At 70.9% G+C, this 22,946-nt stretch carries 17 protein-coding genes; 8 read left to right on the top strand and 9 right to left on the bottom strand.

What is annotated here, in order from left to right; translation table 11 throughout:
- Nucleotides 1–73: 73 nt before the first annotated feature.
- From ACS04_RS01985 to glgB, 4 genes are all read left to right on the top strand, one after another.
- Nucleotides 74–2,068: an alpha-1,4-glucan--maltose-1-phosphate maltosyltransferase gene (locus ACS04_RS01985; RefSeq protein WP_048474707.1), complete on the top strand. Its 1,995-nt coding sequence runs from the start codon at nucleotides 74–76 to the stop codon at nucleotides 2,066–2,068.
- A complete protein-coding gene (gene treS, locus ACS04_RS01980) occupies nucleotides 2,065–3,759 on the top strand; it encodes a maltose alpha-D-glucosyltransferase (RefSeq protein WP_048474706.1) in 1,695 nt (564 codons plus the stop codon). The genes ACS04_RS01985 and treS overlap by 4 nt, the downstream gene beginning before the upstream one ends.
- A 153-nt stretch (nucleotides 3,760–3,912) precedes the next feature.
- Nucleotides 3,913–5,379 (top strand): maltokinase N-terminal cap-like domain-containing protein, encoded by a 1,467-nt coding sequence (locus ACS04_RS01975; protein WP_048474705.1) that lies wholly within the window; start codon nucleotides 3,913–3,915, stop codon nucleotides 5,377–5,379.
- Nucleotides 5,376–7,685, top strand: a complete 2,310-nt coding sequence (glgB, locus tag ACS04_RS01970) for a 1,4-alpha-glucan branching enzyme (protein WP_078864353.1) — start codon at nucleotides 5,376–5,378, stop codon at nucleotides 7,683–7,685. The genes ACS04_RS01975 and glgB overlap by 4 nt, the downstream gene beginning before the upstream one ends.
- Here the strand turns inward: glgB and trxA are convergent.
- On the bottom strand, nucleotides 7,675–8,058 hold the full coding sequence (gene trxA, locus ACS04_RS01965) for a thioredoxin (protein ID WP_048474704.1): 384 nt from the start codon (nucleotides 8,056–8,058) through the stop codon (nucleotides 7,675–7,677). The genes glgB and trxA overlap by 11 nt on opposite strands.
- A complete protein-coding gene (locus ACS04_RS01960) occupies nucleotides 8,055–8,468 on the bottom strand; it encodes a MerR family transcriptional regulator (protein WP_048474703.1) in 414 nt (137 codons plus the stop codon). The genes trxA and ACS04_RS01960 overlap by 4 nt, the downstream gene beginning before the upstream one ends.
- A gap of 426 nt (nucleotides 8,469–8,894) precedes the next feature.
- On the opposite strand from ACS04_RS01960, the gene ACS04_RS01955 reads away from it, so the two are divergent.
- Entirely contained in the window at nucleotides 8,895–9,581 is a 687-nt protein-coding gene (locus ACS04_RS01955; protein ID WP_398023065.1) for a helix-turn-helix domain-containing protein, read from the top strand.
- A 17-nt stretch (nucleotides 9,582–9,598) separates the two neighbouring features.
- Here ACS04_RS01955 and ACS04_RS01950 read toward each other — a convergent pair whose 3' ends face one another.
- Both ACS04_RS01950 and ACS04_RS01945 read right to left on the bottom strand, forming a co-directional pair.
- Nucleotides 9,599–11,617 (bottom strand): hypothetical protein, encoded by a 2,019-nt coding sequence (locus ACS04_RS01950; RefSeq protein ID WP_048474701.1) that lies wholly within the window; start codon nucleotides 11,615–11,617, stop codon nucleotides 9,599–9,601.
- Between the two features lie 304 nt (nucleotides 11,618–11,921).
- Nucleotides 11,922–12,947, bottom strand: a complete 1,026-nt coding sequence (locus ACS04_RS01945) for an ATP-dependent 6-phosphofructokinase (protein WP_048474700.1) — start codon at nucleotides 12,945–12,947, stop codon at nucleotides 11,922–11,924.
- Nucleotides 12,948–13,258: 311 nt separating this feature from the next.
- Between ACS04_RS01945 and pta the strand changes: the two genes are divergently transcribed.
- The 3 genes from pta (at nucleotide 13,259) to pyk (ending at nucleotide 18,131) form a co-directional block, all read left to right on the top strand.
- On the top strand, nucleotides 13,259–15,370 hold the full coding sequence (gene pta / locus ACS04_RS01940; protein ID WP_048474699.1) for a phosphate acetyltransferase: 2,112 nt from the start codon (nucleotides 13,259–13,261) through the stop codon (nucleotides 15,368–15,370).
- A gap of 50 nt (nucleotides 15,371–15,420) precedes the next feature.
- Nucleotides 15,421–16,638, top strand: a complete 1,218-nt coding sequence (locus ACS04_RS01935) for an acetate kinase (protein ID WP_048474698.1) — start codon at nucleotides 15,421–15,423, stop codon at nucleotides 16,636–16,638.
- Nucleotides 16,639–16,700: 62 nt separating this feature from the next.
- A complete protein-coding gene (gene pyk / locus ACS04_RS01930; RefSeq protein ID WP_048474697.1) occupies nucleotides 16,701–18,131 on the top strand; it encodes a pyruvate kinase in 1,431 nt (476 codons plus the stop codon).
- Between the two features lie 94 nt (nucleotides 18,132–18,225).
- On the opposite strand, the gene ACS04_RS01925 is transcribed toward pyk, so the two are convergent.
- The 5 genes from ACS04_RS01925 to ACS04_RS01905 all read right to left on the bottom strand — a co-directional run bounded on the left by ACS04_RS01925 (nucleotide 18,226) and on the right by ACS04_RS01905 (nucleotide 22,419).
- Complete coding sequence (locus ACS04_RS01925) at nucleotides 18,226–18,882, bottom strand: hypothetical protein (RefSeq protein ID WP_048474696.1); 657 nt, start codon at nucleotides 18,880–18,882, stop codon at nucleotides 18,226–18,228.
- 5 nt (nucleotides 18,883–18,887) lie between these two features.
- Nucleotides 18,888–19,637 (bottom strand): RNase A-like domain-containing protein, encoded by a 750-nt coding sequence (locus ACS04_RS01920; RefSeq protein ID WP_048474695.1) that lies wholly within the window; start codon nucleotides 19,635–19,637, stop codon nucleotides 18,888–18,890.
- Between the two features lie 196 nt (nucleotides 19,638–19,833).
- Nucleotides 19,834–21,132, bottom strand: coding sequence for a hypothetical protein (locus tag ACS04_RS01915; RefSeq protein WP_048474694.1), 1,299 nt, complete (start codon nucleotides 21,130–21,132; stop codon nucleotides 19,834–19,836).
- Complete coding sequence (locus ACS04_RS01910; RefSeq protein WP_048474693.1) at nucleotides 21,122–21,661, bottom strand: DUF6114 domain-containing protein; 540 nt, start codon at nucleotides 21,659–21,661, stop codon at nucleotides 21,122–21,124. Before ACS04_RS01910 ends, ACS04_RS01915 begins: the two co-directional genes overlap by 11 nt.
- 107 nt (nucleotides 21,662–21,768) lie before the next feature.
- On the bottom strand, nucleotides 21,769–22,419 hold the full coding sequence (locus tag ACS04_RS01905; RefSeq protein WP_048474692.1) for a DUF6230 family protein: 651 nt from the start codon (nucleotides 22,417–22,419) through the stop codon (nucleotides 21,769–21,771).
- Nucleotides 22,420–22,946: the final 527 nt, after the last annotated feature.

Raw genomic sequence — 22,946 nt, 5'->3', positions numbered from 1 at the left:
GTGCACGACCAGCCGGTGTCCCGGCTGGACTGTTGTCACCGAGCCCTGCGAACTGCCCCCAGGTGATCCCATCATGATCGGTCGTATTCCCGTTCTGGACGTCCGCCCTGCCGTCGACTGCGGCGCCAGACCCGCCAAGGCGGTCGTGGAGGAGGTCTTCGAGATCTCCGCCACCGTTTTCCGCGAAGGCCACGACGCCGTCGCCGCCCATGTCGTGCTCCGCGACCCCAGCGGGCGGCTTCGGCCCCCCGTGCCGATGCGGGAGCTGGCGCCCGGTACCGACCGCTGGGGCGCCCGGGTCTGCGCCGACACCGAGGGGAGGTGGACGTACACCGTCGAGGCGTGGAGCGACCCGGTCGGCACCTGGCAGGCCCACGCCGCCATCAAGATCCCGGCCGGCATCGACCCCGGGCTCACCCTGCTCGAAGGCGCCGAGCTCTACGAGCGGGCCGGCTCCCGCATCCCCAAGAAGGACGGCCGCGCGCACGTCCTGGCCGCCGCCGAGGCCATGCGCGACGAGGACCGCCCCGTGGAGCTGCGGTACTCCGCCGCCCTCGCGGCCCCGGTGCAGGAGGCCCTCGCCCGGCGCCCGTACCGGGAGCTGGTCACCGCCTCCAAGGCCCTGCCGCTGGTCGTGGAGCGCAAGCGGGCCCTCTTCGGCTCCTGGTACGAGATGTTCCCCCGCTCCGAGGGCGCCGTCGTCGAGCCCGGCGCGGAACCCGTCAGCGGAACGCTGCGCACCGCCGCCGAGCGGCTGCCGGCCATCGCCTCGATGGGCTTCGACGTGGTGTACCTGCCCCCCATCCACCCCATCGGGAGCACGTACCGCAAGGGACCGAACAACACGCTCTCCGCAGGCAGTTGGGATCCGGGGGTGCCGTGGGCCATCGGATCCACCGAAGGCGGCCACGACGCCGTCCACCCCGACCTCGGCACCATCGAGGACTTCGACGCCTTCGTCGCCCGCGCCCGCGAGCTGCGCATGGAGGTCGCGCTCGACTTCGCGCTCCAGTGCTCCCCGGACCACCCCTGGGTGGAGAAGCACCCCGAGTGGTTCCGCCACCGGGCCGACGGGACGATCGCGTACGCCGAGAACCCGCCGAAGAAGTACCAGGACATCTACCCGATCCACTTCGACACCGACATGGCCGGGCTCGTCCGGGAGACGGTCCGCATCCTGCGGTACTGGATGGACCACGGGGTCCGGATCTTCCGGGTGGACAATCCGCACACCAAGCCGGTCGTCTTCTGGGAGAAGGTGATCGCGGACATCAACAAGTCCGACCCCGACGTGATCTTCCTGGCGGAGGCCTTCACCCGGCCCGCCATGATGCGCGCGCTCGCCGCGATCGGCTTCCAGCAGTCCTACACGTACTTCACCTGGCGCAACACGAAGGCCGAGCTGACCGAATACCTGACCGAGCTCACGGACACCCGTTCGGCCTCCGTCATGCGGCCGAATCTCTTCGTCAACACGCCCGACATCCTCCACGCGTACCTCCAGCACGGCGGCCGGCCGGCCTTCGAGGTGCGCGCCGTCCTCGCCGCCACCCTCTCCCCCACCTGGGGCGTCTACGCCGGCTACGAGCTGTGCGAGAACACCCCGGTCCGGGAGGGCAGCGAGGAGTACCTGAACTCCGAGAAGTACGAGTTCCGGCCGCGCGACTGGGCGGCCGCCGACCGCGAGGGCCGCACGATCGCCCCGCTGATCACCTCGCTGAACCGGCTGCGCCGCCGCAACCCGGCGCTCCAGCAGCTGCGCGACCTCCACTTCCACACGACCGACAACGAACAGGTGATCGCCTATTCGAAGCACGCGGGCGCCAATTCCGTACTGGTGGTCGTCAACCTCGATCCGCACCACACCCAGGAGGCGACGGTCTCGTTGGACATGCCGGCACTCGGCCTCGACTGGCACGGGTCCCTCGCGGTGCGCGACGAGCTCACCGGCGAGACCTACCACTGGGGCAGCGCCAACTACGTACGTCTGGAGCCGGGCCGCACGCCCGCGCACGTACTGACGGCTCTGCGACCGTCCCCGCCCACCGGAGGGTCACCCACCACATGATGATCAACGATCCCGTCCACGACACGTTCGAGGACACCCCCGCGAAGGACCGCGACCCCGACTGGTTCAAGCGTGCGGTCTTCTACGAGGTGCTCGTACGGTCCTTCCACGACAGCAACGGTGACGGCGTAGGGGACCTGAAGGGGCTCACCGCCAAGCTCGACTACCTGCAGTGGCTGGGCGTCGACTGCCTCTGGCTGCCGCCGTTCTTCGCCTCGCCGCTCCGCGACGGGGGCTACGACGTCGCGGACTACACGTCCGTGCTGCCCGAGTTCGGCGACCTCGCCGACTTCGTGGAGTTCGTGGACGCCGCGCACCAGCGCGGCATGCGGGTGATCATCGACTTCGTCATGAACCACACGAGCGACCAGCACGAGTGGTTCCAGCAGTCCCGCAAGGACCCGGACGGTCCGTACGGCGACTACTACATGTGGGCCGACAACGACAAGCAGTACCAGGACGCCCGCATCATCTTCATCGACACCGAGACCTCCAACTGGACCTACGACCCGGTCCGCAAGCAGTACTACTGGCACCGCTTCTTCTCGCACCAGCCGGACCTCAACTACGAGAACCCGGCCGTCGTGGAGGAGATCATCTCGGCGCTGCGCTTCTGGCTGGACCTCGGCATCGACGGTTTCCGGCTCGACGCCGTGCCCTACCTCTACGCCGAGGAGGGCACCAACTGCGAGAACCTGCCGCGCACCCACCAGCTGCTCAAGCGGGTCAGGGCCGAGATCGACGCGCACTACCCCGACACGGTGCTGCTCGCCGAGGCCAACCAGTGGCCCGAGGACGTCGTCGACTACTTCGGGGACTTCGCCAAGGGCGGGGACGAATGCCACATGGCCTTCCACTTCCCCGTCATGCCGCGCATCTTCATGGCCGTGCGAAGAGAGTCGCGCTACCCCGTCTCCGAAATCCTGGCCAAGACCCCGGCGATCCCGGACCGCTGCCAGTGGGGCATCTTCCTGCGCAACCACGACGAGCTCACCCTCGAAATGGTCACCGACGAAGAGCGCGACTACATGTACGCCGAGTACGCCAAGGACCCGCGGATGCGGGCCAACATCGGCATCCGGCGCCGGCTCGCCCCGCTCCTCGACAACGACCGCAACCAGATGGAGCTGTTCACTGCCCTGCTGCTGTCGCTGCCCGGCTCGCCGGTGCTCTACTACGGCGACGAGATCGGCATGGGCGACAACATCTGGCTCGGCGACCGCGACGGGGTCCGCACCCCGATGCAGTGGACCCCGGACCGCAACGCCGGTTTCTCCTCGTGCGATCCGGGCAGGCTCAACCTGCCGGTCATCATGGACCCGGTCCACGGGTACCAGGTCACCAACGTCGAGGCCGCGATGGCATCGCCCTCGTCGCTGCTGCACTGGACCCGCAGACTGATCGAGGTACGCAAGGCGAACCCGGCCTTCGGCCTCGGCTCGTACACCGAACTGCCTTCGTCCAACCCGGCGGTACTGGCCTTCCTGCGCGAGTACGGGGACGACCTGGTGCTGTGCGTGCACAACTTCTCGCGTTTCGCGCAGCCCACCGAGCTGGATCTCCGGTCGTTCAACGGGCGGGTCCCGGTGGAGCTCACGGGTGACGTGCGCTTCCCGCCGATCGGCGAATGGCCGTACCTGCTCACGCTCGCGGGGCACGGCTTCTACTGGTTCCGCCTGCTGGGCGAGTAGCCGCCGAGTACGGGGTGGGCGCGCGAATGGGTCAATCGCCCGCCCCTGTACGGATCATCCTGACCCGACACTCGTGCACCACCGGAGAAGCAACTGACGCGATCCGGGACACTCTCCGCATTCTGTGACGGCCCGGGGAAAGGACGCGACGCCATGTCGGAGGCTGCATCCGCCGGGACGACGAGCACGACCGGACTCAGTCCACTGGAGCCGATGCTCCGGGACTGGCTGCCGCTCCAGCGCTGGTTCGCCGGCAAAGGACGGCGCATCGGCCGGCTCCGGATGATCTCGGCGGCCGATCTCTTGCCACCGGGGTCCTCCCCAGGCCTCGTCCACCTGCTCCTGGACGTCGACGGCGACTGCTACCAGCTGCTGCTCGGCGTGCGCCCCGCCCTGCCGCCGGCCCTGGCGCCCGCGCTGATCGGACGGCCCGAGCAGGGCCCGTACGCCGGCCAGTGCGTCTACGAGGGGCTGGGCGATCCGAGGCTGGCGGCGCTGCTGCTGGAACGGTTGCGCGCTCCCGGCACCCTCGGGCCGCTGCGCTTCGACCGCGATCCGATGGCGCTGATCCCGGCGGCGCTCACCCCCCGGCCGCTGTCGGGGGAGCAGACCAACTCCTCGCTGATCTACGGGGATTCGTACATCCTCAAGGTGTTCCGCCGGGTCGGCCCCGGCGTCAACCCGGACCTGGAACTGCCCAGAGCGCTGGCGGCCGCCGGATGCGCCCGCGTCCCGGCGCCGGTCGCCTGGTACGAGGCGGTGCTCGCGGGTGGAGAACCGTTGACCCTGGGCGTGCTCCAGCCCTACCTGCGCGGCTCCGACGACGGCTGGCAGCTCGCCCTCGGCCGGCTGCGCTCGGGGGACGACTTCACCGCCGAGGCGCACGCGCTGGGCCGGGCCACCGCCGAGGTGCACAGCGCCCTGGCCGCCGCCCTGCCCACCGTCGCGCTGGGCCCGGAGCAGACCGCCCGGCTCGCCTCCGGGATGACGGCCCGGCTGGCGGCCACCGCCCGCGAGGTGCCCGCGCTGCGGCCCTACGAGGCGGGACTGCGCGGGGCCTTCGACGCGCTGGCCGCCTCCCGCGGGGCCGGGGTACCCGCCCAGCGGATCCACGGGGACCTGCACCTGGGCCAGACCCTGCGCACCGCCGACGGGATCTGGGCGCTGATCGACTTCGAGGGCGAGCCGGCCCGGCCGCTGGCCGACCGGCGCCGCCCCGAACCCGCCGTCCGCGACATCGCCGGCATGCTGCGCTCGTTCGACTACGCGGCCCGCTCCCACCGCCCGTTCGCGCCCGCCTGGGCGGACGCCTGCCGGACCGCGTTCTGCGAGGGGTACGCCCGCACGACTGGCCGGGACCCCCGCGAGGACCGCGTCCTGCTGCGCGCCTACGAGACCGACAAGGCGGTGTACGAGGCGCGATACGAGTCCCGGCACCGCCCCGACTGGCTGCACGTCCCCATGGCGGCCATCCGCAGGCTCGCCGCCGGTTCGGACCGGGGATTCGGCCGGGCGCAGCCGGGCACCGCCTCCCCGGGGGCCGGTCCCGCCCCCGGCGAAGGCTTCCCCTCCCTCTCTCCCCACCCCCGCCCGCAGCCGCCTAGGAGGCCGCACACGTGAGCCCCGCCCGTCAGTCACCGTCGACCACCCCGCCCGTTTCCCCGGCCCCGGCTCCGGAGCCGGCCCCGGCTCCGGCCGACCCGGCGCCGCGCAAGGCCACGGCACCGCGCGCCCGGAGGGCTCCCGCGCACGGGGTACGGCCGGCGCCCGCGCTCGGCGCCGAGGAACGGGCCCGGCTGCTGGAGGGCCGCCACCACGATCCCCACGGGGTGCTGGGCGCCCGGACGCGCCGGGACGGAGTGGTCTTCCGCGTGCTGCGGCCCTACGCCAAGTCGGTCACGGTCGTCGCGAAGGGGCTGCGGGCCGCGCTCCACGACGACGGCGACGGGCTGTTCTCGGGGCTGCTGCCGCTGGGCGGGGTACCGGACTACCGGCTGCTGGTCGCGTACGACAGCGACGAGATCGAGGTGCACGACCCGTACCGGTTCCTGCCCGCCCTCGGCGAGCTGGACCTGCACCTGATCGGCGAGGGCCGGCACGAGGAGCTGTGGAACGCGCTCGGGGCCCGGCCGATGGAGCACCAGGGCGTGGCCGGCACCCGGTTCACCGTGTGGGCGCCGAACGCCCAGGGGGTCCGGGTCACCGGGGACTTCTCGTACTGGGACTCGGTCGCCCACCCCATGCGCTCGCTGGGGTCGAGCGGCGTGTGGGAGCTGTTCCTGCCGGGGGTGGGCGAGGGCGCGCTGTACAAGTACGACATCACGCGGCCCGACGGCAGCCACACCCTGCGCGCGGACCCGATGGCCCGCGCGGCGGAGGTCCCGCCGGCCACCGCCTCGGTCGTCACCGCCTCGCACTACGAGTGGCAGGACGCGCAGTGGATGGCGCGGCGCGGGGACCGGCCGGTGCACCAGGCCCCGTTCTCGGTGTACGAGCTGCACCTGGCCTCCTGGCGGCCGGGGCTCTCGTACCGGCAGCTGGCCGAGCAGCTGCCCCCGTACGTCCAGGAGCTGGGCTTCACGCACGTGGAGCTGATGCCGGTCGCCGAGCACCCCTTCGGGGGGTCGTGGGGCTACCAGGTCACCGGGTTCTACGCGCCGACCTCGCGGATGGGCGGTCCGGACGACTTTCGGTTCCTCGTGGACGCCCTGCACCAGGCCGGGATCGGGGTGATCGTCGACTGGGTGCCCGCGCACTTCCCGCGCGACGAGTGGGCGCTCGCGGAGTTCGACGGGCGGCCCCTGTACGAGCACCACGACCCGCGGCGGGCCGCGCACCCGGACTGGGGCACGCTGGAGTTCGACTACGGCCGCAAGGAGGTCCGCAACTTCCTCGTCGCGAACGCCGTGTACTGGTGCGAGGAGTTCCACGTGGACGGCCTGCGCGTGGACGCCGTGGCCTCGATGCTCTACCTCGACTACTCGCGCCGTGAGGGCGAGTGGACGCCCAACGAGCACGGGGGCCGGGAGAACCTGGACGCGGTCGGCTTCCTCCAGGAGATGAACGCGACGGTGTACCGGCGCTGTCCGGGCGTGGTGACGATCGCGGAGGAGTCCACGGCCTGGGCAGGCGTGACCCGGCCGACGGACGGGGGCGGGCTCGGCTTCGGGCTGAAGTGGAACATGGGCTGGATGCACGACACCCTGCGCTACGCCACCAAGGACCCGGTGCACCGCAAGTACCACCACCACGACATGACGTTCGGGATGATCTACGCGTACAGCGAGAACTACGTGCTGCCGATCTCGCACGACGAGGTGGTGCACGGCAAGGGCTCGCTGGTGTCGAAGATCCCCGGGGACTGGTGGCAGCAGCGGGCCATACACCGTGCGTACCTGGGCTTCATGTGGGCCCATCCCGGCAAGCAGCTGCTCTTCATGGGGCAGGAGTTCGCGCAGGGTTCGGAGTGGTCGGAGGCGCACGGGCCGGACTGGTGGCTCCTGGACTCCTCCTACACGGCGGCCGCCGACCACCGCGGGGTGCGCGACCTGGTGCGCGATCTGAACCGCACGTACACGGCGGCGCCCGCCCTGTGGGAGCGGGACACCGTGCCGGAGGGCTTCGCGTGGGTGGAGGCGGACGCGGCGGAGGACAACGTCTTCGCGTTCCTGCGGTACGCGCAGGACGGCTCGCCGCTGCTGTGCGTGTCGAACTTCTCGCCGGTGGTGCGGCACGCGTACCGGATCGGCGTGCCGCAGGAGGTGCCGTGGTGGCGGGAGGTCCTCAACACGGACCTGGAGCAGTACGGCGGCAGCGGGGTGCGCCACCTTCAGCCACTGCGGCCCGAGCGCGTGGCCGCGCAGGGCCGCCCGGCGAGTCTGCGGATGACGCTTCCGCCGCTGGCGACGCTCTGGTTCAGGCCGTGACGGCGGCTGTGGTGGCGGCGCGGCCCGTGGCGGCCGCGCCGGTGACCTCTTCGAGCTCCTGAAGGAGCTTGCGCTTGGCGCGGGCCCCGACCATCTGCTTGACGGGCTCGCCGTCGCGGAAGACGAGCAGGGTCGGCATGGACAGCACCCCGTACCGCACGACGGTGGCGGGGTTGCGGTCCGCGTCGATCTGCACGACCTTGAGGCGCTCGGCCTCCTCGGCGGCGATGGCGGACAGTACGGGCGCGAGCTGCCGGCACGGGCCGCACCAGTCGGCGGTGAACTCCACGAGGACGGGCCGCCCCCGCTCGGCGAGCACCTGCGCCTCGAAGTCCTGGTCGGTCACCTCGGCGACACCCTGGGCGTGGATCATGTGGTTCCCCTCTCCTGCGGTCCGGTCATTTCACAGCGTGGCGACGCCGCCTCCCCGGCGGCGTCCTCGGCGGCGGCGAGCTGCCGCGCGACCTGCTCCCGTACGTCGGCCAGCTGGCCGATCAGCCCGTCGAGTTCGGCCAGCTTGCGCCGGTAGACGGCCAGGGAGGCGGGACAGGAGTCCCCGGCGGGATGGCCGGCGCGCAGGCAGTCGACGAACGGGCGGGTCTCCTCCAGCTCGAAGCCGAAGTCCTGGAGCATGCGGATCTGGCGCAGCAGCCGCAGGTCGTCCTCGTCGTACGTGCGGTAGCCGTTGCCGGCGCGCCGCGCGGGCAGCAGTCCGCGCGACTCGTAGTACCGCAGGGTCCGCGTGCTGGTCCCGGCCCGCTCCGCCAGTTCGCCGATGCGCATGCCCCGACCGTAATCCTTGACGCCGACGTCAAGGCAAGGAGCGGGGGCGGGGCCGGGGTGCGGGGCGGCGCCGGGTGCGGGACGGGGCCGGGGTGCGGGACGGGGCCGGGGTGCGGGACGGGGCCCTCGCCACCCCCGTGGGCGAGGGCTCCCACCTGGATCACGCGCCGGGCGGGGCGCCGGTTCAGCCGGGCGGGACGCCGGTTCAGGAGGGGGTGCGGGAGATCGGTGAACATCGTGCACAGGGGTTTCGCGCGGTCGGCCGGGACCGTACGCTGAGAAGTGGATCTCGTGCTGTCCGGATTACCGGACAGTCGCCGCGAAGCTCGCATCCGGAGGGGAACTCCCTAGGACGTTCCTACGGTTTCCGGGCTTGTTTGAACGGTCTGTAGTCGCCACCCCTTGGGCACTCCTACGGTGTGCCCTGTGCACTCCAGCCCTCCCTTCAATGCCCCCGCCGCGCGCCGCCTCCGCGCAGCCCTGGGCATGGCTCCCGGTCATGTCGCCTATGGCCTGCGCGCCCAGTACGGACTGATCGTCGAGCCCGAGACCGTGATGGCCTGGGAGCGCGGCGAGATATCCCCGAGTTCCGCCGAGCTCACGGCGCTGGCCGGTGTCCTGTGGTGCGCCCCCGGCGAACTGCTCGCCGAACCGGTGACCCTGCGGGAGCACCGGATGGCCCGCGGCATGGCCGCGGACGAGCTGTCCCGGCGGATCGGGCTGGAGACGGCCGCCTACCAGAAGATGGAGGACACCGGACGCTGGAAGGGCAACGAGCGGCAGTCCGTGGCCCTGGCGCAGGTGCTCGGGCTGTCGCTGGCCCAGTTCGTGGCGGCGACCGGCAAACAGGACGAGCTCGCCGAGCTGCTGCGCAACGCGGTGACCACGCGCTGGCAGGCGTACGTGAAGCCGCTGGCCAAGCTGCTGCCCGTGCCGAAGCAGCACCTGGAGCCGGTCCTGGAACGGCTCCACGGGGACTACCAGTCGAAGATGGTGGCCACGTTGAGCTGGGGCGGCGCCGCGGGCGAGGCCGGCACGGGCGACGCGGGCCGCCAGTTCCTGACCGACATCGTGGCCCACTTCTGGTCCTACGCCACCGGCCCCCGCCAGTGACGTGAACCGGGCCGCGCCTACTTCAGCGGCGCGAACACCACGGTCGCGGCGCTGCCCGCGCGGCCGAGGTCCTGCCTGAGCCGGTCGGCCGCCCTCCGGTCTCCGACCAGGACGGTCGGCGGGGTCGGGCACGACGCGATCGCACCCTTCAGCCGGCCCAGCGACGCCTGGTACTCCTTCTCGTCGACGGCGGCCGGGCCGCCGATCTTGACGTGGTACACCTCGTAGAGCCCGACCATCGCGCCCGCCCGGTGGGAGAGGAGCTGCGCGAGGAACGTCGCCCGCAGGTTCAGGTAGCTGTCGTCCCCGTAGAGGGCGATCACGGGAGAGTCGACACCCTTCATATCGCGCCCGGCCAGCGTCTTGGCCGCCGGGCCGATGTCGTTCTCGTGCTCGCCCCGGGCCCACTTGACCATCTGGCTGTCGTACCAGGCCGAAGGGTGACCCCACCCGGACGGCACGCCCCATTGGACGTGGCCGAAGAGTGCGAGCGCGGCGGCCGTCGCGATGCCGGACCGCAGCAGCAGGCCGGCCCTGCGGCGCAGCGCAGAGCCCGTCGTGCGCGCGGCGGGCTGGAGCATCAGCCCGACCACGCCCAGCGAGACCAGGGCGATCACGAGCCCGGCGGCGGTCAGCTTCTCGAAGTAGTACGAGTAGTAGCCGATGGTGTGCTTCTGCCAGGCGCCGAAGAGGCCGATCACCGCGGTGGCACCGAGGACGAGGGCCAGGACCATCTGCCCCGTGCCCGTCCTGCGGTTCGGCGGCAGGGACGCGGCCGCCAGGGCGAGCAGTCCGCAGCCGATGAACACGGGACGGTCGGGGATGACCATCGGTCCGGCGAGGTTGGACGTCTTCGAGACGTCCAGCTCGGCGAGGACCGAGAGGGCACTGGGCAGTCCCGCGATCAGGGTGCCGGCCGCCAGCGCACCGATGACCAGGCGGCGGTGCGGGGCGAAGCGCCTCCGGTGGACGACCAGGACGGCGACCACGGTGAGGCCGACGAGGACGCCGTAGAGGTTGTAGACGAAGGTCACGCAGACCAGGGCCGCCACTGCGACGAGGACGAACTCGGCGCGGGCCATCGCCGGCCGCACGAGCAGTGCCAGCGCGACGGCGAGGAAGAGCAGTCCGAAGGTCTCGGAGTCGAAGCCCCACGCGACCAGTTGCGCCATCGAGCCGGACATCATCACCGCGGCCACGGTCGCGCAGACCGCCGCCGTGCGCCAGCCCCGCAGGCGCGGGCCGCCGATCCAGCGGGCGGCCCAGACGAGCGTCCCGCAGAGCAGGGCGTAGCCCGCCAGGACGTACAGGAGGTAGCGGTGCGTCATGTCGAGGCCGGAGCCGCCGTCGGTCGAGGACTTGACCAGGACGTCGGTCCAGGCCAGCAGGAAGTGGTAGCCCTGCGGGTAGACCGCCTCGGACGGGGTCATCATGTACGCCTTGGCGGCCTCCTGGTGGAGGAAGGCGTAGCCGCCGAGGTGGTGGATGCCGTCGAAGTACGAGAAGTGGCCCATCCGGTCCTCGGACGTGGCGAAGTACGCCAGCCGGTCGGCAGTCGACTTGCCGGCCAGCGGGTGGTGGAAGTACCGCCAGACCACGGCCACCGTGCCGAGTACGAGAGCGTCCGAGCCGCGCAGGCGCAGCGGGATCCGGGGCCTGCGGCCGGCGAGCCAGCCGGTGACGGACAGGACGCTCAGCAGGAGGCCCGTTCCGGGGACGGGTGCCAGGCCCCACGGCCAGACGGAGAAGAGCAGGCCGAAGGCCATCACCGCCCCGCAGAGCAGGAAGACCGCGACCACCAGGCGGTCGAGGAGCCCCCCGCCGACGCGGATCAGGGAGGCGATGGCGAGCACCAGGACGGGGAGGAGCACCACGTCGAGGGAGAGCGTGTGGAGCAGGAGCGGCAGCGCCCAGGACAGCGCCACGGCCGCGCCGAGGACGGGCCACCGCCTCCCGCTGCCGGCGCCGTCCCCGGCCGGGCGCTGCGCCCGGATGTCGACGGGCTCGGTTGTCGGGGCGGCAGAGCGGATGGCCACGGGAGACGGGCGCCTTCCATCGAGCGGTGGGAACGGATGACGGGGCCGGACACAACGGCCCGGTCCGTCCACACGGCTCGGCCCCCCACCCCGGACCCCCGGGGCGAAAATCATATCCGCCGGGTACGGGCGCGGCAGAAGGCCCCGGAGCGCGGATCTGCGGGGCGCGACGGGGCAGCGGGGACCGGAGGCCGTTCGGCTCCGCGGTTCAGGACGCAGGTCCCGCCGGGGCGGGCGCAGGTCCCGGCGGGGTAGGACGTCCGGCCGGCAGTGAATGTGACGTCAGGCGCGGCCCCGGGGTGGGTCAGAAGACCGACTCGGCCTCGTACATGCGGTCCTCCGGGACCGTCTTCAGTTCGGTGACGGCCTGGGCCAGCGGGGCCATCACGATGTCGGTGCCGCGCAGGGCGGTCATGTTGCCGAAGTCGCCGCGGTGGACGGCCTCCACCGCGTGCCAGCCGAAGCGGGTCGCCAGGACGCGGTCGTAGGCGGTGGGGACGCCGCCGCGCTGGACGTGGCCGAGGATGACCGGGCGGGCCTCCTTGCCGAGGCGGTGCTCCAGCTCGACGGCCAGGCGGTTGCCGATGCCGGCGAAGCGCTCGTGGCCGTACTGGTCGATGGCGCCCTTCTCGTACGGCATGGAGCCCTCGGCCGGGTGCGCGCCCTCGGCGACGCAGATGACGGCGAACTTCTTCCCTCGGGAGAATCGTTCCTCCACCATCTTCACCAGGGCGTCCACCTCGAAGCGGCGCTCCGGCAGGCAGATCCCGTGCGCCCCGCCGGCCATGCCGGACTCCAGGGCGATCCAACCCGCGTGCCGGCCCATGACCTCGACGACCATCACGCGCTGGTGCGATTCGGCGGTGGTCTTGAGGCGGTCGATGGCCTCGGTGGCGACCATGACGGCGGTGTCGAAGCCGAAGGTGCGGTCGGTGGAGGAGATGTCGTTGTCGATGGTCTTCGGCACGCCGACGACCGGCATCCCGGCGTCCGACAGCATCCGGGCGGCCGTGAGGGTGCCCTCGCCGCCGATCGGGATCAGGGCGTCGATGCCGTAGCGCAGCGCCAACTCCTGGGCGTTCTCGGCGGCTTCGTGCAGCCGCGCGCGCTCCATGCGGGCCGAGCCGAGGATGGTGCCGCCGCGGGCGAGGATGCCGCTGACGGCGTTGATGTCGAGGGGGCGGTGGTGCCCGTCCAGGAGGCCCTTGAAGCCGTCCTCGAAGCCGATGACCTCGTCCCCGTGTCCGACCACGGCGCGGTGCACGACCGAACGGATGACAGCGTTCAGGCCCGGGCAGTCGCCGCCTGCGGTGAGAACTCCGATACGCATCGTGCTGTGTCTCCTGCTCCTGGTCGTACCGGGCCGTACGCGTGCGGGCGGACAGCCGTACATCTGAAAGGCGTCGTGTTCGTCAGGGTGGGGCCTGTCCGATTGTTCCACGGGCCGGGGGTCCGGCGCTGTCCGCGGCGCTCCACCCACCAGGCCCTTCGACCCCCCGGAACGGGCCTTTCCCGGCGGGCGCTGTACTTGGCCGCCAAGGTATTGTCAAGAGGTCAGGCCCACCCTAACGGGGAAAAAGCCACTGCATCCACTGCATGTACGGCATTCACGGCATCCACACGATGAGACGGAGACCACGCGTGACGCGCAGCGTGTACGTGACCGGTATCGAGCGGGGCGACGGCCGCCAGGTCGTCGAGCTGGGGATCATGGAGCTGCTGACCCGCCAGACGGCGCGGGTCGGCGTCTACCGGCCGTTGCTCCACGACGCACCGGACCGGCTCTTCGACCTCCTGAAGGCCCGCTACCGGATCGAGCAGGACCCGCGGGCGGCCTACGGCATGGAGTACCACGAGGCCTCCGCCATCCTGGCCGAGAAGGGCATCGACGAGCTGGTGTCCCAGCTGGTGGACCGCTACCACCGGGTGGCCCGCGACTACGAGGTCATGCTCGTCCTCGGCACCGACTACGCCGACACGAACCTCCCCGACGAGCTGGCGCTCAACGCCCGCCTCGCCAACGAACTGGGGGCCGTCGTGGTGCCCGTCGTCGGCGGCACCAGGCACCCCGCGGAGTCGGTGCGCGCCGAGGCCCAGAGCGCCTTCCGCGCGTACCAGAGCCTCGGCTGCCACGTCGTCGCGATGGTGGTCAACCGGGTGGTCGCCGAGGACCGGGACGGGATAGCCGAGCGGCTGGCCGCCCGGCTGCCCGTGCCCTGCTACGTGCTGCCGGACGACAAGTCGCTCTCCGCCCCGACCGTCGCCCAGATCACCCGGGCGCTCGGCGGCGAGGTGCTCCTCGGGGACGAGGCCGGACTGGCCCGCGACGCGGTGGACTTCGTCTTCGGCGGCGCCATGCTGCCGAACTTCCTGGGCGCCCTGACGCCCGGCTGCCTGGTGGTCACCCCCGGGGACCGCGCCGACCTGGTCATCGGGGCGCTGGCCGCGCACGCCTCGGGAACCCCGCCGATCGCCGGCGTGCTGCTGACCCTGAACGAGCGTCCGGGCCCGGACATCCTGACCCTGGCCTCGAAGCTGGCGCCGGGGACCCCCGTGGTCTCGGTGGCCGGCAACAGCTTCCCGACCGCCGCCGAACTGTTCTCGCTGCAGAGCCGCTTGAACTCCGCGACCCCCCGCAAGCTGGAGACCGCCCTCGGCCTGTTCGAGCGGCACGTGGACACCGCCGAGCTGCGCGACCTGCTGTCGGTGGCCCGCTCCGAGCGGGTCACGCCGATGATGTTCGAGCACGAGCTGCTGGAGCGGGCCCGCTCCGAGCGCCGCCGCGTGGTGCTCCCCGAGGGCACGGAGGAGCGCGTGCTGCGCGCCGCCGACGTGGTGCTGCGCCGCGGGGTCTGTGACCTGACCCTGCTGGGCGAGGAGCAGGCGATCCTGAAGAAGGCGGCCGACCTGGGCATCGACATCTCCGGCGCCCAGCTCATCGACCCGGCGGCCTCCCCGCTGCGGGAACGGTTCGCCGAGTACTACGCCCGGGCCCGCGCCCACAAGGGCATGACCGTGGAGCTGGCGCTGGACGTGGTCACCGACGTCAACTACTTCGGCACCCTGATGGTCCAGGAGGGGTTCGCCGACGGCATGGTCTCGGGCTCGGTGCACTCCACCGCCGCGACCATCCGGCCCGCGTTCGAGATCATCAAGACGAAGCCCGAGGCCTCGATCGTCTCCTCGGTCTTCTTCATGTGCCTGGCCGACCGGGTGCTCGTCTACGGGGACTGCGCGGTCAACCCGGACCCGGGCGCCGAGCAGCTCGCCGACATCGCCGTGCAGTCGGCGGCGACCGCGGCCGCCTTCGGGGTGGAACCGAGGATCGCGATGCTCTCGTACTCGACGGGCACCTCGGGCACCGGCGTGGACGTGGACAAGGTCCGCAAGGCCACCGGGATCGTCCGCGACCGGCGTCCCGATCTGCTGATCGAGGGGCCGATCCAGTACGACGCCGCCGTCGAGCCCTCGGTCGCCGCGACCAAGCTGCCCGGGTCGGAGGTGGCCGGCCGCGCGAGCGTGCTGATCTTCCCCGACCTCAACACGGGCAACAACACGTACAAGGCCGTGCAGCGCTCGGCGGGCGCCGTCGCGGTCGGCCCGGTGCTCCAGGGCCTGCGCAAGCCGGTCAACGACCTCTCGCGCGGCGCGCTGGTGCAGGACATCGTCACCACCGTGGCGATCACCGCCATCCAGGCGCAGGGCTCGCAGGGCACGCGGGGCGTCCGGCCCGCGCAGCCGCCGACCGCCTGACCCCCCGTACCGCCCCGGCCACCCCAGCCCCCGAAGGAAAGACGCCCATCGTGACCACCGCATCACGCGTACTCGTCCTCAACTCCGGCTCCTCGTCGGTGAAGTACCAGCTGCTCGACATGGCGGACTCCACCCGCCTGGCCGTCGGCCTGGTGGAACGGATCGGGGAGGAGGGCTCGCGCCTGGTGCACGAGCCGCTGACCGGTCCGGGCGCGGGCGGCGGAAAGCGCGAGCGGCCCGGCGCGATCGCGGACCACGCCACCGCGCTCCGGGCCGTCGCTGCGGAGCTCGCCGCCGACGGGCTGGGCCTGGACTCCCCCGAACTGGCGGCCGTCGGGCACCGGGTGGTGCACGGCGGGACCCGGTTCACGCAGCCGGCGGTGATCGACGACGAGGTGCTGGCGGAGATCCGGAACCTGATCCCGCTCGCCCCGCTGCACAACCCGGCGAACGTGACGGGCATCGAGGTGGCCCGCTCGCTGCGCCCGGACATCCCTCAGGTGGCGGTCTTCGACACGGCCTTCCACTCGACGATGCCGGAGCACGTGGCCCGGTACGCGATCGACGCCGCGACGGCGGAGAAGTACGCCATCCGGCGGTACGGGTTCCACGGCACCTCCCACGCCTACGTGTCGCGGGCGACGGCCGCGCTGCTCGGCCGGCCGGTGGAGGACGTGAACGTGATCGTGCTGCACCTGGGCAACGGGGCCTCGGCCTCGGCAGTCCGCGGCGGGGTGTGCGAGGAGACGTCGATGGGGCTGACCCCGCTGGAGGGTCTGGTCATGGGTACCCGTTCGGGCGACCTGGATCCGGCGGTCGTCCTCCACCTGGCGCGGGTGGGCGGCTTCTCGGTGGATGAGATCGATTCGCTCCTGAACAAGAAGAGCGGTCTGCTGGGCCTGTGCGGCGACAACGACATGCGCGAGGTGCTGCGGCGGGCGGGCGAGGGCGAGGAGTCGGCGCGGCTCGCCTTCGCGGCGTACGTCCACCGCCTGAAGAAGTACATCGGCGCCTACTCGGCGGTGCTCGGCCGGGTGGACGCGGTGGCGTTCACGGCGGGGGTCGGCGAGAACGCGCACCAGGTCCGGGAAGCTGCCGTCGACGGCCTCGCGGAGCTGGGGCTCGCACTGGACCTGGAGGCCAACGCCGTGCGCTCTTCGCTGCCGCGGCTGGTGTCGCCGGATTACGCGCGGGTGGCGGTGGCCGTGGTTCCGACGGATGAGGAACTGGAGATCGCCACCCAGGCGTACGCCTTGGTTACCCGTTAGTCACTTGGACTTTCCACCAGACGGAATATTCCGCTACGAAACAAACGGATAGGATCCGCTTCATGCGCCGTTCCAAAATCGTCTGCACGCTGGGCCCCGCCGTCGACTCGTATGAGCAGCTGAAAGCTCTCATCGAGGCAGGCATGAACGTGGCCCGATTCAACTTCAGCCACGGATCCCAGGCAGAACACCAGGAGCGGTACGACCGCGTCCGGAAGGTCTCCGAGGACACCGGGCGCGCGGTCGGCGTCCTCGCCGACCTCCAGGGCCCCAAGATCCGTCTGGAGACCTTCGCCGAGGGCCCCGTCGAGCTGGTGCGCGGTGACGAGTTCACCATCACCACCGAGGACGTCCCGGGCGACAAGTCCATCTGCGGCACCACCTACAAGGGCCTGCCGGGCGACGTCTCCAAGGGCGACCAGATCCTGATCAACGACGGGAACGTCGAGCTCCGGGTGACCGGGGTCGAGGGCCCGCGGGTCAAGACCATCGTCGTCGAGGGCGGTGTCATCTCGGACCACAAGGGCATCAACCTTCCGGGTGCCGCCGTCAACGTCCCCGCACTGTCGGAGAAGGACGTCGACGACCTCCGCTTCGCCCTGCGGATGGGCTGCGACATGGTCGCCCTGTCCTTCGTCCGCGACGCCAACGACGTCAAGGACGTCCACAAGGTCATGGACGAGGAGGGCCGCCGGGTCCCCGTCATCGCCAAGGTGGAGAAGCCGCAGGCCGTCGAGAACATGGCGGCCGTGGTCGACGCGTTCGACGCGGTCATGGTGGCCCGCGGCGACCTGGCCGTCGAGTACCCGCTCGAGAAGGTCCCGATGGTCCAGAAGCGGCTCATCGAGATGTGCCGCCGCAACGCGAAGCCGGTGATCGTCGCGACCCAGATGATGGAGTCGATGATCACCAACTCCCGCCCGACGCGCGCGGAGGCCTCGGACGTCGCCAACGCGATCCTCGACGGCGCGGACGCGGTCATGCTGTCGGCCGAGTCCTCGGTCGGCGCCTACCCGATCGAGACCGTCAAGACGATGTCGAAGATCGTCACGGCGGCCGAGGAGGAGCTCCTCTCCAAGGGCCTCCAGCCGCTGGTGCCGGGCAAGAAGCCCCGTACCCAGGGCGGCTCCGTCGCCCGCGCGGCCTGCGAGATCGCGGACTTCCTCGACGGCAAGGCGCTCATCGCCTTCACGCAGTCCGGTGACACCGCCCGCCGGCTGTCGCGCTACCGCGTGAGCCAGCCGATCCTGGCCTTCACCACCGACGTCAACACCCGCAACCAGCTCACGCTGAGCTGGGGCGTCGAGTCCTACATCGTCCCGCACGTGGACACCACCGACGCGATGGTCGACCTGGTCGACGGCGAGCTGCTGAAGCTCGGCCGCCACAACGCCGGCGACACGATGGTCATCACCGCCGGCTCGCCCCCCGGCGTCCCGGGCACGACCAACATGGTCCGCGTCCACCACCTGGGCGGCCAGACCCAGGCCTGACGCCACCGCGCCTCTGCCGCACAGAGACCGAGGGCGGCACTCCGGACCCCTCACGGGGCCCGGAGTGCCGCCCTCGGTGCGTGGCGGGGCCGGGTCAGTCCGCAGGATCCGGCCCGACGTCGATCCCCCCGTCCTCGACGACACACTCGTCGTAACCAAGCCTCTCGCCAAGGTCCCGGTAGCGCGCGAGCCGGGCTTCGCCGATCGTGATCTGGTACGCCTTCAGGACCCTCAGGAGCATCCTGAACCCCAGATCCGGATCGACGTCCATCACAGTTTTCTCCAGCGTGAGCACCACGTCAGGCACCCTGTAGTGCGGGTGCCCCTCGACGGAGCGCAGTGCGTCGGCAACCGACGCGACCTCGGCCAGCACGTCGGCCGCGAAGGACGCCGCCGGGGCGGTTCCCGCTGGGGCGACCCTGAAAGACGGGTCGTCCTGCCGGATCCGCTCCACGGAGACGTCCACGACCTGCCGTAGCCACGCCCTCCCGTCGATACCGAAGAACTCGGGCCGGTAGGACCGCTTCGAGGCTGCGCACCACAGGATGTCCACCTCCCTCGGGGAGAGGCCGGACTCCAGTACGCGCAAAGCATCCTCCAGGAGGGTGGGGGCGTAGGCTCCGCCACCCCAGTCCGCGGCGGCCGCCACGATTTCCAGCAGGGTCGTGCCAGGAGCCCATCCGGCGTCGACTATCCTCGTCAAACCGCTGAGGCCGAAGTCGATGTAAAACTGCTTCCGGTCATCTCTCATCGGCGTCAATCCACCGGGTAGGCGGTGTAGACCATGTACCCCTTGTGCGCGGACCTCTTCAATACGATGGTCACCGTGTTACCCGCGTCACGCACGTCCCCATTGGCCTTGTAGATCTTCCCGAGCGAGCCAGGGGTGTCCAGCCGCACCGTGATCGACAGTAAATGCGCGGCACTGTCCGAGTCCACTGGAGTCTTCTGCATCCATTTCTGCAGTTGCTTCCTATGCGCCTCGGAGGAGTGCCACTTCCTGAACGCTGCGTCCACAGACTGCTGCGCAGTATCGAAGTCCGTCCACAGGGAGGACTCGCCCCGGCTGGTGTTCGGGTGGTCCTCGAGGTCCTTCTTCGCCTTGGCGACCGCCTTCTGGGGTGTGAGGTCCACATGGTCCCTGATGGTATGGGCCCCACGGTCTCCCTCATGCAGCCTGAGGTTCAGGCAATTGTGGACCAGGACGTCCCGTGGGCCGGCTCCCGATGTACGCACGAAGAAGCTATGGAGTCCATCGACCGTGATGTCGTGCACTCTGAGCGGACTGGGCATCCCGAGCTCGCTCAGTGAGGTGACCAGGCGGACCGAGCTGTCCGGTTCCCGCAGCTGGTCGCCCATTCGCAGGTCGGCGGCCACAGTCCAGCCGCGTCCTACGACGAAGAACTTGTGCCCGGGTGTCGTGCTCAGGGTGCCGGAGCCCGCCACCTCGACGCTCAGCAGACGGCCGGCATCATGCTGGAAAGCGAAAGTCACGAGCGCGGGCATGCCGCAGGCACACCGAGGACTCGGGCTTCCCCCCTGGACACCCAACGCGCCGCGCCTATGGCAGCGGCAAGATCACTTTAATGAAATTCTTAACTTCGGTAAAGACAAAGGGTTGATTCGCGACAAATAGAAGCCCCGCCTCTCATTTCCGAGAAGCGGGGCTTCCGATGTCTGCAAGTCTCCGGTTCTCGGACTCCTACTCCGGCGGGCCGACGTAGTTGTGCAGGCCCGGGACCGTGAGGGTGCCGCCGAACTGGCCGGCCTGGACGACCTTCACGTTCGAGAAGAAGGCGAACGGGACGTTCAGGGGCGGCGGGCTGTTCGGGGTGAACTCGATCGGGATCAGGCCGAAGAGGTTCCCCTTGAGGCTCTCGGTGTACATCGTCACCGTGCCGCCGCGGATCTTGGAGGTGGAGCCCGGGCGGGACTTCAGGTGGGCGACGTTCCCGCTCTTGCCGACCGTCTGGTACAGGTCCTTGATGTCCAGCGAGTCCGCCGTGAACTTCAGGACCTTCTTCGTCTTGCCGCCCGCCGTCTTCACCTCGACGATGCCGTGGTAGTCCAGGCCGTAGAGGGTGAGCAGCGAGCTGTCCAGGTACCAGGGCTCGTCCGGCAGGAGCGGGATGCCCGGCTCCAGTTCGGCGTCGGCCAGCGCCTTGGCGTCGTACGTCGGGCAGGGGAAGGGTTGCTTCCCGTCCGCGTCCTTCGTCTCGTCCGCCTTGCCCGTTTCGTCCTTCGGGGTCTTCTCGGTGCCCTTGACGTCTTCGGACAGCTCCTTGACGTCGACCCCGGCCTTCTTCGCGGCGTCGCGGATCGCGTCCGCGGCCGGGTCCGGCTTGGGGTCCGTCTTCGGGTCGGGCGCGGGGTCCGTCTTCGGGTCCGGCTTCGTCGTCGGCGCGGACTTGGTCGGCGTCGGCGTCGGCGTGGGCGTGGGGGTCGGGGTGGCCGACGGGTGCGCGCCCAGGATCGGGGTGGTGATGCCGTCGACGATGCCCTTGACCTTGTCGCCGATGCCCAGCGGGTCCAGCGGGTTCGGGGTCTTGGACGGGGACGGCGCGGCGGCCGGTCCGGCGGGGGCCGCGGGGGCCGTCTGCTTCGACGCGGTGGAGGAGCCCGCCGACTTGCCGGCATCCGGCTTCGGGGCCGTCTTCGGTGCCTTCGACACACCCGGCGAGGGGCTCGCGGAGGGCGAGGAACCCGGCGAGGGGGACGTGGAGACCGACGGGCTGGGAGAAGCCGACTCCGCGGGTGCGTCGGACCGCGTCACGCACGGGCCGGGCGCGAAGGGGATCTCCTCGTCGGCGAGCGCCAGCTTCGGCGCCATGCCCATCCCGACGAAGACCGCGGTCGGCATGGCCGCCAGCGCCATCGTCTTGCCGACGGGTATCTGGATCTTGTTCAGCAGCGACTTCCGGGGCGCGGCGTGCCGCGGGCCCCTTCGTTCACGGGACTCTGCGCTCGGGGTCACGGCCCGCTGCGTCTCGTCACCCCGCACTGTTCCTCCCGCCATCGGCATGGGCAGTCGTGTCTGTCGCGTAAGCCGTTTCCGTGTCGCGGGGACCGGGGACCCCCAGGGGGCCCTCCGTGGACTGCTCCGCCTTCGCGGGCTCCGCACCGTCCGGCTTGCCCGGCACCCACGCGAGGGCGAGGGCTCCGCCGATCAGCGCGAACAGGAAGCCGAGGAAGAAGCCGCCCAGGTTGGACACCGGCAGGGAGACCAGCGCGAGCAGGATGGACGCCACCCCCGCGAAGACCCGGATGCCCTGCTGGAACCAGAGGGCGAGGCCGAGCGTGATCAGCAGGACGCCGATGATCAGCGAGCCCGAGCCCGCGGTCGTCGCCATGGCGATGGTGACGTTGCCCAGCCGGAGGTCCGCGTACGGGAAGTACGCGATGGGAACGCCCCCGATGAGAGTGAAGAGGCCCGCCCAGAAGGGCCGGCCACCACTCCAGGCGTGGAAGCGGTGGTACACCGCGGTGAGCCATGCGTCGTCTGCGGCGCGAACCGGGGCCTGGGGGTTCATGGACAACAGCTCCCTGGAAACGGTGGTACGGAGAACTCGGGGAGCCCGGCGGGACGGGCGGCGGCCACGGCCGCCACCCGCCTCCACCGGTCACGCCCCGGGACGGACTACTTCTCGTCCTGGTAGCACGGCTGGTCGCCGCTGAGCAGGCGCAGCTTGAGGTCGGGCAGCGTGAAGGTGCCCGCCGTCGTCGCCCAAGCCTTCTGACGCACGTTGGTCAGAACGGCCTTCTTGGCGCGCTGCGAGAACAGCGAGCCGTTCGCCACCGTGCCGGCCTGCGGCGCGGTGGGGTGCGTGTCGTCCTTGGCCGCGCCGACCGCGACACCGATGTCCAGGTCGCTGAAGGTGGCGTCGGTGTCGAGCTCGGCGACATCCAGGTAGATGTTGTCCGCGACGGCCGGCTTGCCCTTGTTGCCCGTCCGCAGCTGCATCGTGATGTTGCCGAGGCCGGGAATCGGGGTCACCAGCGACTGGCACATGTTGGTGATCTCGGCGTGGCGGAACCCGGAGATGGTGACCGGGTGCGCCGCGTCCTTGCCGTCCAGGCCCTTGCCCTTGGCGACGCTGCCGTACTGGAGCAGGTCGTCACCGTCGAGCTTGTCGGCCGAGACCTTGAAGTCCTGGCCGGAGACGCTGAAGGACGCCGCGAGGGCACCCTGCGCCAGACCCACACCGACCGCGGCGGTGGCCGCGATGCTCGGCACCATGACGAGCGCGAAGCGCTTCCATCTGGTCCCGCCACGAACCTGAGAACTCATATTCGTTCCTCCTTCTCGGACGTACATCTCCGGTCCGGGCCGTACCCGTCCTGGGATGGGAGAAGTGCTACGTCCTCGGGAAGGAGCGCAGGCGGCCGAGCCGCGGCCGAGCCGCGTCCGGTACACCGGCGTTCACCCCCGAGCGACAACCACTGGGTCACGCGTTCGCGCAACCAGGAGGACAGGCTCCGCCGGTGCGGCGAAGACCCCCCTGTCCCGCGGCCGGCACCCCTGGCGCCGGCCGGCCCGGTGGGGACCCTCCACGCGGCTCCGGTGAGCGGGACTGCGGGAAGGACCGAGCGTCGCCGATCGTGGTCCATTACAGGCCGGGGCACAAGGGGGTTCGTTACTGGCGGGTAACGGGAAGATAACCGGGGATCGACCCGGCGCCATCGGGTGACGACGCTGGGTGTCACCATGGGCCACGACACAGCGGTGGATTTACGAACACACCGGACAGTTCACGGGGTTCCACTTACTGCGAGTAACAGCAGCCGCAATTACCAAGTTTTGGCAAAGTGCGGCTG

The organism is Streptomyces roseus (genome assembly GCF_001044425.1).
In the GTDB taxonomy this organism is placed as follows: Bacteria; Actinomycetota; Actinomycetes; order Streptomycetales; family Streptomycetaceae; genus Streptomyces; species Streptomyces roseus.
The sequence above is the reverse complement of the archived record's forward strand: the minus strand, read 5'-3'. Positions and strand labels throughout refer to the sequence as shown.